Origin of the sequence: Chitinophaga sp. 22620, assembly GCF_052044405.1 — a bacterium.
Lineage (GTDB): Bacteria > Bacteroidota > Bacteroidia > Chitinophagales > Chitinophagaceae > Chitinophaga.
The window spans coordinates 1194377-1212227 of sequence record NZ_JBQEMV010000002.1 but is presented as its reverse complement, the minus strand read 5'-3'; the positions used below and the strand labels follow the sequence as shown (position 1 = coordinate 1212227).

At 53.9% G+C, this 17851-nt stretch carries 12 protein-coding genes; 5 read left to right on the top strand and 7 right to left on the bottom strand.

The window, feature by feature from the left end:
- Positions 1 to 21: 21 nt before the first annotated feature.
- The 7 genes from ACTJIK_RS14695 to ACTJIK_RS14665 form a co-directional block, all read right to left on the bottom strand.
- Positions 22 to 3114, bottom strand: coding sequence for a SusC/RagA family TonB-linked outer membrane protein (locus tag ACTJIK_RS14695; RefSeq protein WP_440647336.1), 3093 nt, complete (start codon positions 3112 to 3114; stop codon positions 22 to 24).
- Between the two features lie 54 nt (positions 3115 to 3168).
- Positions 3169 to 5505, bottom strand: a complete 2337-nt coding sequence (locus tag ACTJIK_RS14690; RefSeq protein ID WP_440647334.1) for a GH92 family glycosyl hydrolase — start codon at positions 5503 to 5505, stop codon at positions 3169 to 3171.
- A gap of 49 nt (positions 5506 to 5554) precedes the next feature.
- Positions 5555 to 7291: a class I mannose-6-phosphate isomerase gene (locus ACTJIK_RS14685; RefSeq protein WP_440647332.1), complete on the bottom strand. Its 1737-nt coding sequence runs from the start codon at positions 7289 to 7291 to the stop codon at positions 5555 to 5557.
- Positions 7292 to 7351: 60 nt separating this feature from the next.
- Positions 7352 to 8257, bottom strand: a complete 906-nt coding sequence (locus tag ACTJIK_RS14680) for an ROK family protein (RefSeq protein WP_440647330.1) — start codon at positions 8255 to 8257, stop codon at positions 7352 to 7354.
- 77 nt (positions 8258 to 8334) lie between these two features.
- A complete protein-coding gene (locus ACTJIK_RS14675; RefSeq protein WP_440647328.1) occupies positions 8335 to 9066 on the bottom strand; it encodes a GntR family transcriptional regulator in 732 nt (243 codons plus the stop codon).
- An 82-nt stretch (positions 9067 to 9148) separates the two neighbouring features.
- Entirely contained in the window at positions 9149 to 10549 is a 1401-nt protein-coding gene (locus tag ACTJIK_RS14670) for a sulfatase (RefSeq protein WP_440647326.1), read from the bottom strand.
- Positions 10550 to 10826: 277 nt separating this feature from the next.
- Positions 10827 to 11252: an FISUMP domain-containing protein gene (locus ACTJIK_RS14665; protein WP_440647324.1), complete on the bottom strand. Its 426-nt coding sequence runs from the start codon at positions 11250 to 11252 to the stop codon at positions 10827 to 10829.
- Positions 11253 to 11347: 95 nt separating this feature from the next.
- On the opposite strand from ACTJIK_RS14665, the gene ACTJIK_RS14660 reads away from it, so the two are divergent.
- The 5 genes from ACTJIK_RS14660 (at position 11348) to ACTJIK_RS14640 (ending at position 17841) form a co-directional block, all read left to right on the top strand.
- Entirely contained in the window at positions 11348 to 12169 is an 822-nt protein-coding gene (locus ACTJIK_RS14660) for an AraC family transcriptional regulator (RefSeq protein ID WP_440647322.1), read from the top strand.
- A gap of 71 nt (positions 12170 to 12240) precedes the next feature.
- Positions 12241 to 12606 carry a VOC family protein gene (locus tag ACTJIK_RS14655; RefSeq protein WP_440647320.1) on the top strand — a complete coding sequence of 122 codons (366 nt, stop codon included), beginning with the start codon at positions 12241 to 12243 and terminating at the stop codon, positions 12604 to 12606.
- Between the two features lie 94 nt (positions 12607 to 12700).
- Positions 12701 to 13285 (top strand): RNA polymerase sigma-70 factor, encoded by a 585-nt coding sequence (locus ACTJIK_RS14650; RefSeq protein ID WP_440647318.1) that lies wholly within the window; start codon positions 12701 to 12703, stop codon positions 13283 to 13285.
- 63 nt (positions 13286 to 13348) lie between these two features.
- Positions 13349 to 14329, top strand: coding sequence for a FecR family protein (locus ACTJIK_RS14645; RefSeq protein ID WP_440647316.1), 981 nt, complete (start codon positions 13349 to 13351; stop codon positions 14327 to 14329).
- 89 nt (positions 14330 to 14418) lie between these two features.
- Positions 14419 to 17841 (top strand): TonB-dependent receptor domain-containing protein, encoded by a 3423-nt coding sequence (locus ACTJIK_RS14640; RefSeq protein ID WP_440647314.1) that lies wholly within the window; start codon positions 14419 to 14421, stop codon positions 17839 to 17841.
- Positions 17842 to 17851: the final 10 nt, after the last annotated feature.

The window sequence follows — 17851 nt, the reverse complement described above, 5'->3', positions numbered from 1 at the left end:
ATTGCGATCATTTAAACGTGGTTAAAAGTTGATATCCAGCCCTACCGCCCAAACTTTCTGAACCGGGTAGATGCGGCCGCTCGTGGCGCTGCTCAGCTGGTTCAGGTTGAGGGTATTGTTAAACTCCGTCAGTTCGGGATCCATGCCGTTCTTCATGCCTGTAACGGTCCACAGGTTCTGCCCGGTGAGGTACACCCTTACCTTCTGGATCTTTGCCCGGTTAGTGAGACTGGCAGGCAGCGTATAACCGAGCTGCGCATTCTTCAGCCTGGCATAAGCGGCGTTCTCCAGCCAGAAAGTGGAGTTGGCCCTGTTGTTCACAGATTCCGTACCGATGGTAAGGCGGGGATAGCCGGCGTCCGGGTTGTTCGGCGTCCACCGGTCGATATGCTGTGCGTACACGTTATCCCAGTTGTTGTGGAATGCCTCTACGCCTTCGCCGCGCAGGAACACGTTCCTTTTGCCCACGCCCTGGATGAAGATGCTCGCGTCGAAACCTTTCCAGGTTACGCTGTAGTTCAGCCCGAAGGTGAAGCGGGGAAAAGGATTGCCCATGATGAAACGGTCGTCGTTGTTGATCACGCCGTCGCCGTTGCGGTCTACATACTTGATGTCGCCCGGCTTTACCTGGTTCGCAAACGCCGGTTTGGGACTGTTCTTGATGTCTTCCAGGTTCTGGTAAAAACCGTCTGCTTCGTAACCATAATAGGCGCTGATCGGGTACCCTTCGCGGTTGATGTAGGTGACGTCGCCTTCCTGGATGAAAGTGCGGCCTTTGAAATCAACGATCTCGTTCAGGTTGTCCGCCAGATTGGCGCCCAGCGTATGGTTGAATGCGCCTGTTTTAGCCCTGTAGTTGACAGCCAGCTCAAAGCCCTGGTTCTTCACCTTGCCGGCATTCTGGAAGGCGGGCGTGGCGCCGTACAGGCCCGGTGCGGGCAGCTGCAGCAGGATGTTATCCGTGATCTTGTGGAAATAATCGTAGCTGATGGTCAGCCGGTTATCCAGCATAGACAGGTCGAAACCAATGTTGGCTGAGTTGGCGGATTCCCAGGTGATCACCGGGTTGCCTACTGAAAAGGAGGAGCCTGCCTGCGCGAGGTTGTTGAAGCCGTACATATTGCTCACGGTCGTATACACGTTCATATACCCGTAATTGGAAATGATCTGCTGGTTGCCCAGCTGGCCCCATGAACCGCGCAGCTTCAGGTCGCCCAGCTTCTGCTTCACCGTTTCCATGAACGGCTCGTCCGTAATACGCCAGGCGGCGGAGAACGAGGGGAAGAACGCACCGCGGTTGCCTTTGGCGAAGCGGCTGGATTCGTCGTACCGGAAATTGAATTCGAAATAATAACGGTTGTCGAAGCTATAGTTCAGGCGGCCGAACGCAGAGTTGAGCGCCCATTGGTCGATGCGGGTATCGTAGGTATCGTTGAAGCCCTTAAGGGTTTCGGTACCGGCGGTGGAATCGCCGGTGGTATTATCCACGTTGAGCCGGCGGGTTTGGCTGTACTCATTTTTCCAGCCTTCCGTAGCATAACCCAGCATGGCTTTTACTTCATGCACTTTGTTGAAGGTGCGGTCGTAGTTGAGCAATGCCTGAAAGTTGTCCTGTATGCTGCGCGCATGGTTCACCGTTCTGGCGCTCTGGTTGTCTGACCCGGAGTAGGGCGCGTAGTTGATGGACCGGCGGAACTCATCCATGTTGTTCACACGGATGTCCGCGCCGTATACCAGTTTGGCGGACAGGTGGCTGGTGATCGCGTATTCGGCATTGGCCATGTAATTGTAGCTGTCGTTGTTGTACAGCCTGCGGCCGCCCTGCTCCAGCTGTGCCAGCGGGTTGTTGGAGGCTGTGGGCGCCAGGAAATAATGGCCGGCCGTGTCTTTGATGGGATATATGCGGGGAATGCGGATGGCTGTGGAGATCAGCCAGTCTGAATAATAGGCATGCTCCCTGATCTTCTGCTTTGCATACGCGAAATTACCGCCCAGCTTCAATTTACCCAGCTGCGTGCTGAGGTTGGCGCGCGCGTTGTAACGCTGGTAGCCGTAATCAGGCCCGCGGTAAAGGCTGTTCTGGTCCAGGTAGCCGCCGGAAACCAGGTAAGATACCTTGCCCACTGCGCCTGTTACGCCGAGGTTATGATTGTGCTGCAATGCGGCGGGGCGCATCACTTCGCCCATCCACCATTTCTCTGAGCCTTTTTCTCCCTGCTGGCGGATCTGTTCGGGGGAGAACTGCGCCGTTTGCCCGGAGTTCACCAGCGCCTCATTTTTCAGCTGCATGTATTCCACCCCGCTCACCGGCTTGATGAGGAAGGTAGGCTGCTGCGCGCCCGCCATGCCGTTGTAGGTAATGCGGGGCGTTTTGTTGAGCTTGCCTTTTTTGGTGGTAACGAGTATCACGCCGTTGGCGGCGCGGGAGCCGTATATGGCGGATGAGGCCGCGTCTTTCAGCACGCTGATGCTTTCGATGTCGTTAGGATTGAGCAGGTCGAGCGATCCGGGCACACCGTCTACCAGTATCAGCGGGCTGGTATTGTTGACGGTGCTGACGCCGCGCACGTTGATATTGATGGCGGCGCCGGGCTCCGTGGCGTTCTGCTGGATGATGAGGTTAGGCGCTGCGCCCTGCAGGGCCTGTACCGCGCTGGTAACAGGTTTGCCCTCCAGGTCTTTGGCCGTCACCACGCTCACCGCACCTGTGAGGCTGGTGCGCTTCTGTGTGCCGTAGCCTACTACTACCACATCCGATAAAGTGCTGCTGGACACTTTAAGGGATATGTTCAGCTGCGACGCTGATGTGAGCGGTACTTCCTGGCTGGCATAGCCGATGGAAGAGAACACCAGCAGCTGGTTGCTACCGGCGGGGATCTTTAAGGAAAACGTACCGTCGGCGGATGTGGCCGTGCCGGTGCCGGTGCCTTTGAGTGAAACGGATACGCCCGGGATGGGCTGTTTGGTAACATCGTCCGTGACGCGGCCTGTAATGGTACGTGGATCCTGGGCGTACGCGCCGCGGCCCGCCGCCAGCAGGAGCAGCAGCACCATCAGCGGGAGCCTGCTTCTGCGCGAGAGCATGTCTGCGATAACGTGATAATAAGCTAGCATAGGCTTAATTTTTTGATCAGATGTGGAATATTCTTTTTTTAAATGCCCGCCGCATTAATACGCAGCAGGTTTGTCGGATAAGCGGTACTCCAGCTTCCCTCCCTGCGTCAGCTGTGCGAACGATATGGAATTTTGCCGGAGCTTTTTGCCGTTGAATGTTGGCTGATGGAGATAGATATTGCCCGCGCCGTTATTGCGCGTAACGATCTCGAGGGTGCTGCCCTTGTAATATTTTTTGTTCAGTTTGATCTCCACCTTGTCGAACAGCGAAGAAGCGATCTGCATCACCGGTTTGGCTGCAGCGCCACCCTGCACGTCGAACAGCCCCATGGCGCTCATCACGTACCATGCGCCGAGCTGTCCCTGGTCCTCGTCCTGCCCGTAGCCGTAGCCATGCACACCTTCGGTACCGTAAAACTCGTTGCAGATGGCCCTCACCCACTTCTGGGTAAGATGCGGTTTGCCGGAGTAATTGAACATCCAGGGCATTTGCAGGCAGGGCTGGTTGCCGTGATTGTAAGGCGCGGAAAGGCCAGAGAACGCATCGATAGTGGTGCCGCCGCCGAATGTTGTTTTTTGCGCGGCGGTAAAAATGCTGTCTAGTCTTTTGTTGAACTCAGCCTTCCCTATTTTGGCCACCAGGCCTTCGGGGTTGTGCGGCACATAAAAAGTATACTGCCCCGCATTCCCTTCCTGGAAACCGCGCCAGGGCTCGGTGGGCTTGAAGTTGTCCACGAAGCGGCCGTTTGCATAACGGGGACGCATATACTTAACGGATGGATCGAAGATGTTTTCCCAGCTTTTAGAGAGCTTCAGCAGGGTGTTGTAATCACCGGTTTTGCCCAGCGCTTTTGCCCACTGTGCCACCGCGTAGGCGCTGAAGGAATATTCCAGCGTATGGGAACCGGAAAAGCACCAGTCGCCCGGCTTCGGGTCTATATGATCCACATAGCCGTATTTGCGGAACCGGGCCACATCGTCCTTACCCGCGCCTTCAGGCCTGTTCTCGAAGCCGATCTCGTTCTTAAGCGCGGCCGCATATCCTTTGGCCACATCAAAGTCGCGAATGCCGTAGTTGTATGCGCCGGCTATCACGAGGCTGACGAAGTTGGTACCCACGCCGGATACGTATTTGCTGGAAGCGATACCATCGCCCAGCCAGCCGGCGTCGTTGTAGACCAGCAGCTGGCTGCTCACGAAGTCGGAATAATATTCCGGGTATACCAGTGCCCAGAGCGGCGTAAGGTTCCAGAACGCGCCCCATACGGCGTCTGTATTGTAGTGGTTATGTACGGGCACGCCCTTGTTGTTCAGTGGGATCTGCCCGTTGCCGCCGGTATTTTTTGGATAAGCCCCGTTCACATCGCTGGCAAGGCCGCGGCCCAGCACTGCATGGTACAGGCCGGTATAAAATTTTGTACGGTCGGCTTTGGTGCCGCCGCTTACGGTAATGCGGCCGAGGTATTCGCTCCATTTCTGCTGCGCCTGCTGCCTGGCCTGGTCGAACGTCATGGCGGCCGCTTCGCGCTGCATGTTGAGGCGGGCGTTCTCTACGGAGGTGTAAGAAAGACCGATGCGCACGGTAACCGCTTCCCCTTCTTTGGTTTCAAAGCTGAGGTAGAGCCCCGCCCCTTTCCCGCGGATGTCCCTGGAGCCGGCGGTTTGCGTTTCACCGCTGAAAGTGCCGAAAGACGAAGGTTTTTTGTCCACCACGGCAGAGAAGTACATGGCCACCTCGGCGCCCTGCTGGTACTTTTGTACGTAAGCGGGCAGCGTGATCACGTAACCTTCAATGCGGCCGTCCGGCGACATGTACACCTGCGCATCCTTCACTTCGCCGCTTTCGCCCTGTTTGTTACCGATATCGAAAAGAATATGGGAATCGTTGCCGGCGGGAAAAGTGAAGCGCTGAAAAGCCACGCGTTGGGTGGAGGTCAGCTCTGCTTTAATGCCATAGCGTTTCAGTAGTACAGAATAATATCCCGCGGTGGCAGTTTCCTGCGCGCGGTCGAAGGCCGAGCGGTAACCGGAGAGGCTGTCTTCCAGCTTCCCGGGCACTGTTACCAGCGGGCCTTTGGAGGGCATCAGCACAACGCCGCCTACCTGGAACTCATGGAAATTGGGGAAACCTTCAATAGAAGTATGCCTGTAATCGTAGCCCACCGCTTCCCAGCCGTTGGGATTGCCGTAGTGCCCGTTCGTAGAAGGGCCGGGCTTGGCCATGCCGAACGGCGAAGCGCCGGGCGCAAAATGGAACCAGCGGCAATGCGCGGTACCGATCAACGGATCTACATATGCAACCGGGTCGTTCTTTTCCTGTGCGCTGAGATGGGATACTGAAACGAGCAGCAGCAACCAGAGCATCCAATTTTCCTTTCTCATACCTGACATTGTTTTGTGATGATGACAGCCCGGGAACCAAGCCCCGGGCTGTTCCGTTTTATTTTACAAAAGCCTTTACCACTTTGGCCGTGGTACCGCCTTCATTGATGATCTTATAAGAACCCGCCGCCGCAGGCACCGCGAAAGTTTCCGCGTAGTTGTACCGCTGCCGGAAGCCGTTGGCAGTTTCCACCAGGATGGATTTCCCTTCCACCAGCATCAGCACATGGCATTTGCCTTCCGTTTCCACCGTTACGGTACCGGTGAATTCGATCCGGTGCACGTCGTAGAAATGTTCGGCGTGGGTGGGCGCATGCACCAGCTGCCAGTTTTCGCCGCTGGCGATCACCTGCTGCCTGGAGATCAGTTCTTCCTTTACCCGAGCGCCTTTACGGCTGAAATCGAGGTTATGGAAGGCATGATCGATATTGATGGGCCTCGGTTTCCCGTTGAGGTCCAGCCGCACCCAGTCGTACATTTTGAACGTAAAGATGTAAGGGGTGGCGCTGATCTCCAGCACCAGGTTGTTTTTCCCGGAGCTGTGCACCGTACCATTGGGAATGAGGAAAAAATCGTGTTTGCCGGCGTCGTGCACCTGCACATATTTTTCGATATCGATGGCCTTGTTCTCCGCGGCGCTTTCTTCCAGCACACGGCGGAAGGCAGCGGGATCAATATCGTCCTGGAAGCCGAGGTAAACCTTTGCTCCTTCGCTGCAATCGAGTATGTAATAGGTTTCGTCCTGCGTGATGGTTTCCCCGAATTGCTCCTGTATGTATTGTACGCGGGGATGGCACTGGATGGAAAGATTTCCGCCGTCGAAGGTGTCCAGGAAATCGAAGCGGATCGGGAAATCGATGCCGAAACGCTGCTCATCGCGGCCGAGCACTTCCCTGGAATGTTTCATCATCAGCCAGTCGAACGCAATTTCCAGCAGCCTGCTGTCGCTTTCGAACACCAGGCCGTTCTCGGGAACGATCATTTCGAAAGACCATGCGTAGTTCACCTCTTCCCTGTTGAGACCGGGGATCTTTTCCTTCATCCAGTCCCCTCCCCAGGCGCCGGCCTCAAACCAGGGCCTTACACGGAAAGCGTTTTGGGAAAGGTATTGCAGGCCTTTGCTGATGGCGGCATGCGTAGCCCAGGTGAATTGTTCCTTCCACTGGCCGTCCGCAATCACTTCGATGGAAGGCAGAATTTGCTGCTTGTGCGCGTTGAGCAATACCCAGTCCACGAAATAAAAACGTTTGTAGGTTTCCTGGTTATCGTCCCACTGCTCCTTACCGAGGTTATTGGCCGTGCGGGCGCGCATGCGGTATTGCAGCTCGTTCTTGGGAAGGTCTATATATACCACCGGCGCATCCAGCCCGGTGAGCGCGGCGCCTACGCCGATAACGAGCGTGATGCCTTCCTCCGCGGGCTGCACCTGCTTCAGCTTATCGTTGTCAAAAAGATCTTTTAAAGTGATCGTAGCCCTTCTGCCCCATACCGTTCCTTTCTCCCCGAGAAAAGGCGCTACCAGCGCTTCCACTTCTTCAGCAGATTTCATCAGCGAGGAAGCGTACACCAGGTTCACGGCGGCTCCCGTGGCAGTCAGCTCCCGTTCCAGGGAGCCGGCGATATACTCCCAGTCGTTACCGATATAACCGTCTATCAGAATAACTTTACGGCCGGCCGTCCAGTTGGCAAGACTGGCATATCCGCATTGGATGCTGCCTGCTTCCAGCCTGGCGAAGGGGTACATGTCGTAATGACCTGCCGATGGAACCTCTCTCTCCGCCGTTGTAACCGGCATCAGGGGTTGGGTTGTTTTTCTCCAATTCATCATGGTGTTCATGTCTATCGCGCGTTGTTGTTATTGATGGGTAAGAATGGACCTGCATATCCATGCGGCTCCCGACAGGGCCGAGTTTTCGCCGCGGCCCGAGATGTGCACGCTGGTCTGGATATTGCTCCGCCGTAAACTGGTCTGCAGGGCGGGCAGGAAGTACGGATGCGCCTTGCGGATGTTGCCGCCGATCACCAGGCGCTCCGCATCAAAATCCATGAGCCAGGGAGCCAGCACTTCGCCTAAAGCTTCGCCCATTTCCGCGAACAGCGCCAGTGCAACAGTGTCCTGCTTTTCGGCTAGTTCCCCGATATGCTTCACCTCAGCCAGGCGCTGGCCGGTGCGCTGTTGATATTCGTTGAGCAGCCAGCGGGAAGAGATGTAATCTTCCGCGATGCCTGCTCTGTAAGGCAGGTGATAGATATACCCTTCCGGCGGTATGCCTTTGCCTTCGTGCAGTATTTCGTTATTGAGCAGGAAGGTGCCGCCGAGGCCTGTGCCGAGCGTAACGGCCACCATACGGGCGCAGCCGGCGCCTTCGCCTGCCCATGCTTCGCCGAGGGCAAAACAGGAAGCGTCGTTCTCGAAATAAATACCTTTAAAAAATCCCAGCGATGCCGTCAGTTTCTCCCGGATGTTCATGCCGTAGAGGGATTCGTATTTGGCCACGCCTTTGATCAGCGAAATGCCGCCGGGGTAATCGAAGGGCCCCGGCATGGCGATGCCGATGGCTTCCACTTCCGCGCCGGCAGCGGCGAGCGTGCGGCTGATGCAAGCCGTCCAGTGCGCAAGGATGTCTTCAGCGCCGGCGCCGGCATTCACCGGTTCTTTGAACTTACAATCATCTACCACAGCGCCATTGGCCAGGCTTACGAGAGCCGCCGTAATATGTGAACCACCGATATCCGCACCGATCACATAGCTATTGTTCATATGTTTGAACATATTAAGAATGAAGAAAAAAATATCCTTTTCCTGCGTGGAGCAAAAAAAGGAGCGTTTATATCAGATCAGCGTTCTGACCTTATTTCAATGGAATACGTGAATTTATCGGACCTGTAATAACCTATGTTGTATTCTACCGGCCTGTCGCCCGGGTCGTACACGAAACGTTCCCTGAAGAGCACGGGGCACTTCGGGTCCACCTGCAGCTTTTTAGCCACAGCGCCGGCCATCAGGGCATTGATATGCTCGCTGGAGCGCACGACGGTGATATCGAACTTTTCGGACAGGAGCTGGTACAACGGACGGTTCAGGTCGTCGCTTTCAGTAAGGGTGATACGTGGATGGAAGTAACTTTCGAAATAAACGATCGGTTCGCCGTCTACGCCTTTGAGTTTGCTGAGCTTACAGATGGATGTGCCGGGCGGGATGTTGAAGAAGCCGGCCATCTTTTCGTCCGCCTTCACCTTTTCGAGCGTTAGCAGGAGGTTGGACGTGATGATGCCGCGCTTGGACATTTCCTTGGTAAAGCTCTGCCAGTCCTGCAGGCTGGTGGAAAGCTGGCGTGGCGCCACTTTGGTGCCCACTCCTTTTTTCCTGGTGAGCAGCCCTTCGTACTCCAGCTTATTGGTGGCCTGGCGGATGGTGTTCCTGGAAACGCCCAGCCGGTTGGCCAGCTCTACTTCCTTTGGCAGGAAGGAGCCGCCCTGGTATTCAGGCTGGCTGATCAGGTTCCGCAGCAGTTCTTCCACCTGTATGTGGAGCGGCATTTTGCTCTTATGGTCGATCTTTAAACTCATGTACGAATGTTCAAACATAGTAAAGTTCGGGGATAAAACAAGGGGTTGGGAGAATTTTTTTTCGGGCGGGTGGCCGTTTTATTTAATGGGCGGCTTTATAATCCGGATTTACACGCGGCATCTGCACCATTGCCTCCTTTCGCCACCCGGCCAGTTTCCGGTGAAGATCTGCCGTTACCTGCGGATACTGCTTTGCCAGATTGCTTTTTTCCCTGATATCATTTTCAAGATCGTATAATTCGAGGGAGCCGTCTTCGAAGTATTCTATGAGTTTCCATTTGCCATCCCTGATGGCGCTGCATGGGCCGGAGGCGTTAGGATGGCCGGTGCCGGTGTAGTTGGGGAAATGCCAGTAAAGCGGCTTGTTGCGGCTTACGGTTTTACCTTGCGTAAGCAGGGGCTCCTGGTTGATGCCATCGATATATTCCCTGCCGGGGTACAGGCCTGCAAGGCCCAGCAGGGTGGGATAAAAATCGGTACTGATGAATGGCGCATCGCTGCTCCGGCCGGGTTTGATATGGCCGGGCCATTTTATGATCAGGGGAACCCTGATGCCGCCTTCGTAAAAATTCCCTTTGTTGCCGCGGAAAGGCCAGTTGGATGTTATCCGCCCGTGCCCGCCATTGTCTGATGTGAAGACCACTATGGTATTCTCAGACAATCCCAGCTCGTCGAGCTTCTGCATGATCCTGCCCACGCTTTCGTCGATGCTTTCTATCATGGCTGCGTACTTTGGATTGGTATGGCCTTTCAGGGAATCGACCGGCTTTTTTTGGTACTTTTTGATCAGGCTGTCTTTGGCCTGTATAGGCGTATGCACGCCGTAATGCTGCAGGTAGGCTAAAAACGGGCCTTCCTTATTTTGTTCAATGAACCGGATCGTTTCATCCGTCAGCCTGTCTGTAAGGTATTCATTCTTTTTCCCGTCGGGAAATACCTGCCATTCCACAACTGGGCTCGACGGGTTCATTTTCCATTTGCCGGCATAGGGATAAAAGTAATCCATCGTGCTTCCCATTCCCCCGCCGCCTATATTCAGATCGAAGCCCTGGGATTCGGGGAAGTATTGTTTATCCCAGCATACATGCCATTTACCTATCGCCGCTGTTTTGTAACCATTTTCTTTCAGCGTTTCCGCGAAAGTTACTTCTTCAAGCGGGAGGTTCTTGGTGTAATCTGCGTCCATCAAAGGCGTGTTCGGCAGGCGGCTGTAACCTTCTATCGGTATGGCGTGGGTGATGTGCAGCCTGCCGGGGTATTTGCCGGTGAGGATGCTTGCACGGGTGGGCGAACATAAAGTGCTGGCGGCATAGGCATTGGTGAATTTAATTCCCTGCTTTGCCAGCCTGTCTATATTGGGCGTTTCGTAATAGGTGGAACCATAGCTGCCGATATCGCTATAGCCCATATCATCAATCAGAATGAAAACGATATTCGGGCCCCTGCCGGGTTGTGGGGCTGAGCCGCTAAGCAGTGGCAGCATAAGGGCTAAAAAGCAGAGTGTTTTTAACGGTCTTGTTATTTTATGGAACATCTTTGAGCTGGTGTTTTATTTCTTTTAGAAGCCCTTTTCTTAACTCCTGACGCCTGATGAACAAGCCGGGCTTCAGTCAATTTATTATGTAGTACATAAATACAAAATTAAAATGAATAAAAATTCAAAAAAATGCAAGGGAATATTTTAGTTTTTCGCGGGCGAAACGCTGATGCATAAATAAATGGCGCCCCGGAAGATGAATCAAACGCGCATCTGTAATTTTCTATCTGTCAATATCTCTCACACACCGCACGTACAACCCGAAATGTTTATCCAGCGCGCATCTCATTACAGTCTTATTGTCAATATGCGCACCGCGGCCCCATACAGCCATCTGGTCATTTCTCGAGTCCTTTAAATCGGCTTCAGTAGCACTTGCCATGTAAGTGAATTCCCCCATTCCTGTGAAATCGTTCGTTGCAACATGCCAGCCCACCGGTGCTAACCCCCTTGCATCGTTTACCGCAAACCAGTTGTACATGCGGCCATAGCTCCTGACCTCACCCGTATCGCCCCGGTAATAAGACCATGCCGGTCTGCCCTCGCGCCCTGCCCTCTCCCATTCCTCCGCAGACCTGGCGTGCGGAATCGTATCTCCATTCCAGTTTACCGGAATAAAGATCAAGCCTGTTATGAGCCCTGGCCGCATTACAGGGGCCGGTGAAGACTGGAGACGGCAGTATGGTCACTAACGATTTATAAAGTATATTTAGGACGGCACCCTCATCTAACACCCTACAGTTAATGGATTATCAAACATTTCAACCGCATTCAGACCTGAAATCAGTTGTAAAATGTTTTTGGACACTGGAGGTTCCTGCGGAGGAAAGCTCCCAAAGACAGCGTATCCTGCCTGACGGCTGCATTGAACTGATCTTTATGCTGGGAGATGATGTAAAGCGGATCATTTCCGAAAACGAGTTTATCGTTCAGCCCCGTACAATGGTGATCGGGCAAATCACCGAGCCGTTTTTGATCGAACCAACAGGATACGTCCATTCCTTCGCAGTGCGCTTCTACCCTTATGGATTTGCCAACTTCGTGCCTGTACCCATTAAAAACCTGGCGAACAAAGAAACGCCCGCAGCGGCTTTGTTTGGAGAGACAGCTTCAAAAGAGCTGGAGCAAAAAATCATCCAGGCAACGGATACTCCCGGCAGGATAAAAATCGCAGAAGACTTTCTCCTGGATAAGCTGAAAAACAAGGCAACCATTGACCATATCGTCAAATCGACCATTGACATTATTTTTTCAACAAAAGGAAGTGCAGCCGTACATACTATCCTTAAAGGCGATCTGTCCAAAAGAAGGCAGCTCGAAAGAAAGTTCCTTCAACAGGTGGGGATGAGCCCAAAGCAACTGTGCAAAGTAATCAGATTACAAACGGCATTAAAAATGCTCCTCCACCCGCAGGGCGAAAGCTTAACCGAAATTGCCTATGAAAGCGAGTACTACGACCAGGCACATTTTACCAAAGACTTCCAGGAATTTACAGGAACGAACCCTAAAGATTTCTTATCCGATAAGACAATGATGCTTTCCGCTCTTTTCTACAAACAAGGATAGGTGTCGCAATTTTACAATTTTAACACCTGCCGGCTTCCTAGATTTGTTTTGTAAAACAATTAACAGGTTATATGAAAAATCTAGTATCAATCGTAGAGATCCCCACCGTGGATTTCTCAAGGGCCCTCACATTCTACCAGGAAATATTAAACATCCATATCGAAGAAACGGATATGCAGGGAACACAAATGGGATTATTCCCGGGCGACGGCAATGGCGTATCTGTCGTGCTGATCAAAGGAGAAGGATACAAACCCTCCACAGACGGCACCATCGTGTACGTGAACACAGACGATCTGCAAATGGTATTGGACAAAATAGAACCGAATGGAGGACAGGTGGTTGTCCCGAAAACAGAAATTAACCCTGAAACCGGCTTCTTCGCAATGTTTATCGACACTGAAGGAAATAAAATGGCACTGCATTCCAAAAATTGATGACGCTGATTTACCCCGGCACAACACCCATCCACTTCATCCTTAACACTTTGGTAATATGCTGCGGCTATATTTGTGCGGAATCTGCCTCCGTATGCATATCGCCCATCAACATCCCGCTGTACCTGCCTCCGTTATTGCCGCATTCCGGGACGGATCGGAAGAGGCGTTCCGGGAAATATTCATGGCATACGATGCCCGGCTTACCGCTTATGCGGCAAAAATATGCAGCACCCGGCAGGATGCGGAGGAAGTGGTACAGGATGTATTTACCAGCCTCTGGGAGCACCGGGCCGGTATGGAAGGCAATGATATCTCCGGCTGGCTCATCACCGTATGCCGCAATAAGGCCCTCAAATCCCTGCGCCGGCAGATCCTCCATACGGACATCAGCAGCCTGCCCAAAGCGCCCGCTGATCTGTCTGACCCGCTGCAACAACTCTATTACCACGAGATCGAACAATACATCCACACCATTATTCAATCCCTGCCGCCCATGCGGAAGAAAATATTCCTCATGAGCCGGGATGAAGATAAAAGCTACCAGCAGATCGCGGACGAGCTGGGTATTTCCGTGCTGACCGTGAAGAAGCAGGTGAGCCTTGCCCTTACACATTTACGCACACAGGTCTCCCCTTATGCCTACAGCCTGGCCGTGCTGCTGCTCCCCGTATATTAACTAATTGTTACCGCTTACTACCTCGCAGGCTTTATTGGGTACTTCCTGTAAAAGCCGCCCGATATGCCTGTTTCTCCCGAGCTGTTGAAGCAATTGCTGCGCAAACAGAAAGACAAGACCATCACCGACCGTGAGATGGTATTGCTGCGCCTGTACCTCTCTACCCCCGAAGCGGAAGAACAGCTGGCCGGCATTGATTTCTCCGACATGCCGGATGCCGCCGGGCAACCAGCAACACCGCAGGAGGTGCGATTTCAGCAGATCATGCAAAGCATACCGCGCAAGCCTGTACGAAAAACTGCCTGGCACCGCCTGGCAGGCGCAGCTGCCGCGGCGCTGGTGGTCGCCGGCGTTGGCCTGATGTTGCGGCAGGACAGGAAACCGCCCTCCCCTACCCCCATGCTGACCCTGCAAACTGGCAACGGGGAACTGAAAGAAATACTACTGCCCGACCACTCCCGCATCTTCCTCAACGCACGCTCCGCGATCCGTTACCCGGCCAGCTTCAGCGGCGGAACCCGTACCGTGCAGCTATTGCAGGGGCAGGCTTATTTCGATGTTGCAAAACAGGAAACACCTTTCATTGTGGAAAGCAGCGAAGGTATGCAGACCATCGTACTGGGCACCACATTCACCGTTATGACAGACAGTGTTGCCGGCCATTTGCAGGTAGCGGTGAAAACCGGTAAAGTGCGGGTTGACAGGCAGCAGAAAGCCATTGCGACGCTGTTACCCGGTGACGGGGTGTTCTATGACATTGCAAATGCCCGGACGCGGACGATGCATACCGATCCCGGCAATATCGGGGAATGGACAGGCGGGGAAGTACGGCTTTCCGGAGCCAGTTTTGCAGAAATGGCCGGCCTGATGCAACAACTCTACGGCATCACCGTCATAGCGGGCGGTGCGGCTGTAAGGCACAATCAATATAACCTGCCCGTCAAATACGGAACAGACCCGCAGCCGTTGATCGAAGTTATCTGCATGGTGAACGGGAACCGCGCGGAATGGCAGAAAGACAGTACGGAAGTGATCATCCGATAAAAAAGAAAAAACGCCTGTTGGAAGCAGGCGTCTTCAAACACCGGTATTGGAAGTACCGGTATTTATAACAAATAAACTAGAACGAAGGTATGAAATTTTTCAGTCGGACGAAACCGCGGCACCGCCTATGGCAACGCCTCCTGCTACTGGTGTGCCTCTTTACCAGCCATCATTTGTATGCACAACAACCCGCTTTATCCAAAAAGATCAGCATCCGCTTTACCGGCGAAAGCATGGCGGCCGCACTCGGGAAAGTGGAGAAACAAGCCGGGCTCAAACTGGCTTTTAATGCCGCCAACACCAACGGATACAAAGCTCCTGTTGCCGAATACACCGATAAAACGCTGGAGCAGGTATTAAAAGCCCTGCTGCAGCACACTTCCCTTTCTTTCCGGGAAGCCAATGGCTACATTATCATCAGCAAAGAAAACAACGCACCAGCCGCTCCCGTTCGTGCGAAGGGAAAGCTCACCGGCCAGGTGACGGACGAAGAACAGCGGCAACCTGTGCCAGGCGCCAATATCCGCATCGGCGGCAGCGGCGCCGTGACAGATGCGAACGGGCACTTCAGCATCACGCTGCCGGCCGGCAATTACACCGCCATCATCAGTTATGTGGGCTTTGCCTATACGGAAATACCCGGCGTAACGGTAAAGGACGATTCCACTTCCACGCTGGACATCGTATTACAGAAAGACAAGCGCCAGCTGGGGGAAGTGACCGTGCGGGCGGACCGTGTGATCACCACCAGCGACCGCCAGCTGATCGAAGAGATCAGGACGGCGAGAGGTATTGCTTCCGGTATTTCCTCGGAACAGATCACGATCAGCGTGGACCGTTCCGCCTCCGAGGTGGCGCGCCGCGTATCGGGCGTTACTTTGCAGGATGGTTTTATCAGCATCCGTGGTATGACGCCCCGGTACAACCCCGTTTACCTCAACAATGCCTTTCTTCCCTCCACCGATCCCAATAAAAGGGCCTTCAATTTCGACCTGCTGCCCTCATCTGTGATAGACCGGATGATCGTGTATAAATCTCCCGCACCGGAACTTCCTGCTGATTTTGCGGGCGGCGTGGTAAAGGTGTACACGAAAAAATCCGTTCCCATCCGCAGGCTGGAGATCAGCCTGAATGCACAATACCGCACAGGCAACAAGTTCTTCGACGATCATGTGCAGGCTGGCAGCGGTAAATACGACTGGCTGGGCTTTGACGACGGCACCCGCGCCATGCCGGTGAACATGCCGCGTAACCAATATGGCATGGTAATCCTGGGAGATGTGCCGAGCGTGCCCGATGCCTACCTGGCCGCCAACGGGGCCATGACAGACGCCTTGCTGGCGCGCAGCGTCAAATCCTGGAACCTGAGCAAAAAATATCACCCGGCAGACCTCCAGGGCGATATGACCTACTATACTTACGCCAATATCGGCAAGCTGAAACTGAACAGCGTAACCGTAGGGCGTTATGAAAATCAACGCAGCTTCTATTCTACCAATACCGCCCGCAGCGCCAATATGTACAGGGATACGGCATTCCCCGCTCCGGGCACGGCGCTTACGCCCCTAACGCTTCCGAGCTTGCGCATAGGGCACGATTCCGTTTACTCTTCCAGCATACGGCTGGCGGCCATGCAGCACTTCTCCCTGATCATCAACGACCGGAACGAGATCACCGCTATGGGCCTGATGAACCGTAATACGAAGCAGGTGTTGCAGATCAATACCGTGAACGAGTGGTATACTGGTGAAGCCCCTTCGCTTCATATCCGTCGCATGGAGAATGCTTACAATACGCAAGACCTTTACCTGGGAATGCTGGGCGGTTCGCACAAGACCGGCAATGAAAAACATCTGCTGGAATGGACGGCCAGCTATTCACAGGGTATCAATAAAGATCCTAACCAGTTCTCCAACGCTTATGAGCCGGACGCTGCGTCTATTACCGGCGACAGGGCCGGCCTGGGAAAGTTTACTCAGACGGATAGCACCACCTGGCAGTTAAACGCGGCTACGCGCAAGAACACGGTGATAGGGCGGTTTACAGATGGCGAGGGCGATGAAAAACGCTGGCAGGGAAGCCTCGATTATACGTTCACACCGCTGCGGCAAAAGAAAGATCTCCTGCTGCGTGCGGGCGCTTATGCTGAAAGCCGCCGCAAGCAATATTTCTACAGCGCGCTGGCTTACAAGAACTTCCCGGAACTGGGATACAGCGCGAATCCATGGGAAAACCTCGGCGACAGCCTGTTATATGCCATGCGAACGAGGAATGTACGCATGTACACCAATATACAGGAAGTAGGATTGGCCGGCGCACAGACGAATGGGTACACCGCCACTTTCGATAACGTGGCCGGCTACGTGGCGTCCAATCTTCCCGTGACCTTCCGCTGGCCATTTGGCAACCGCCCGGTGATGAAGCTGGACATCTATGGCGGCTTACGCGTGGAATATTCCAAACGCGTTGTATTGGACACGAAAGGGCAGCAATTGCTGAAGGCATATGAAGCGAACTCCGCCGGCCAGCAGGTGCTGGTAGGAACGGCTCCTCCCACACACCAGTATTTCTTTTTACCCTCCGTGAACGCCACGCTGCACATCAACGATCAGTGGCAGCTGCGCGCGAGCTATGGCAAAACATTGAACAGGCCGGAGCTGCGCGAGCTGTCTCCCTTCGTTACATATAATCCCTCGGACGGGTTCACTTATATCGGGAAGTCCACGCTGCACGATGCGCGCATCGATAACTACGACTTGCGCCTGGAATGGTACCCCACCGCGGGAGAAGCGGTTTCCGCCGGGTTTTACTACAAACATATCGATCAGCCGATCGAAGAAACAATGGCCAATACCAATACCGGCGTTCCCGGTTTCACCCACAGCAATATGCCTTACGCCCGCATTTATGGTATAGAGCTGGAAGTTCGCAAGCAACTGGGCTTCCTCGGCGGGGACATCTTCGAGCATATGGGCCTCATCGTGAATGCCTGCTACAACTTCACGGAAGCCAGCAACAAGGCGATGATGGTGGATGCACCGGAGAACGAGAACTACTATCCCGGCGGTGAAAAAAGGGCCTTCACGGGCGCCGCCCCCTGGATACTGAACGCAGGTCTTTTTTATGATCACAAGGCCAGCGGCAGCAGGATATCGCTGCAATACAACGTGCTCGCAGAGCGCATCCTCACCAATACCTCCGGCGGCAGGGTAACGGAGCTGGAGCCCCCGGTGGTTGAGCGCAGCAGGCATTTGGTGGACCTTTCCATTTTGCAGAAGATCAACAAACGCATCAGCGTAAGAGTGGCCGCGCAGAACCTGCTGAACGCGGCGATCCGCCACTACGTGGACAATGACTTTAATAAAAAGTTCAACACCGACCCTACCCTGTTCGAATGGACCATTCACAGCCCTATTCGTACGGAGACCACAAAATACATCCGCGGTGATTATTACATCCGCAACTACAGACCGGGCGTTTATTATACGCTGGGCTTCCAGTTCAACCTGTAAAAAATAACAT

What these genes read in the sequence shown, in the direction of transcription:
- ACTJIK_RS14685 (WP_440647332.1), bottom strand. Translation starts at nt 7,291, where the DNA reads ATGCCGGTTACAACGGCGGAGAGAGAGGTTCCATCGGCAGGTCATTAC.
- ACTJIK_RS14655 (WP_440647320.1), top strand. Translation starts at nt 12,241, where the DNA reads ATGAAAAATCTAGTATCAATCGTAGAGATCCCCACCGTGGATTTCTCA.
- ACTJIK_RS14675 (WP_440647328.1), bottom strand. Translation starts at nt 9,066, where the DNA reads ATGAGTTTAAAGATCGACCATAAGAGCAAAATGCCGCTCCACATACAG.
- ACTJIK_RS14660 (WP_440647322.1), top strand. Translation starts at nt 11,348, where the DNA reads ATGGATTATCAAACATTTCAACCGCATTCAGACCTGAAATCAGTTGTA.
- ACTJIK_RS14640 (WP_440647314.1), top strand. Translation starts at nt 14,419, where the DNA reads ATGAAATTTTTCAGTCGGACGAAACCGCGGCACCGCCTATGGCAACGC.
- ACTJIK_RS14680 (WP_440647330.1), bottom strand. Translation starts at nt 8,257, where the DNA reads ATGAACAATAGCTATGTGATCGGTGCGGATATCGGTGGTTCACATATT.
- ACTJIK_RS14690 (WP_440647334.1), bottom strand. Translation starts at nt 5,505, where the DNA reads ATGTCAGGTATGAGAAAGGAAAATTGGATGCTCTGGTTGCTGCTGCTC.
- ACTJIK_RS14695 (WP_440647336.1), bottom strand. Translation starts at nt 3,114, where the DNA reads ATGCTAGCTTATTATCACGTTATCGCAGACATGCTCTCGCGCAGAAGC.
- ACTJIK_RS14650 (WP_440647318.1), top strand. Translation starts at nt 12,701, where the DNA reads ATGCATATCGCCCATCAACATCCCGCTGTACCTGCCTCCGTTATTGCC.
- ACTJIK_RS14670 (WP_440647326.1), bottom strand. Translation starts at nt 10,549, where the DNA reads ATGCTGCCACTGCTTAGCGGCTCAGCCCCACAACCCGGCAGGGGCCCG.
- ACTJIK_RS14645 (WP_440647316.1), top strand. Translation starts at nt 13,349, where the DNA reads ATGCCTGTTTCTCCCGAGCTGTTGAAGCAATTGCTGCGCAAACAGAAA.
- ACTJIK_RS14665 (WP_440647324.1), bottom strand. Translation starts at nt 11,252, where the DNA reads ATGCGGCCAGGGCTCATAACAGGCTTGATCTTTATTCCGGTAAACTGG.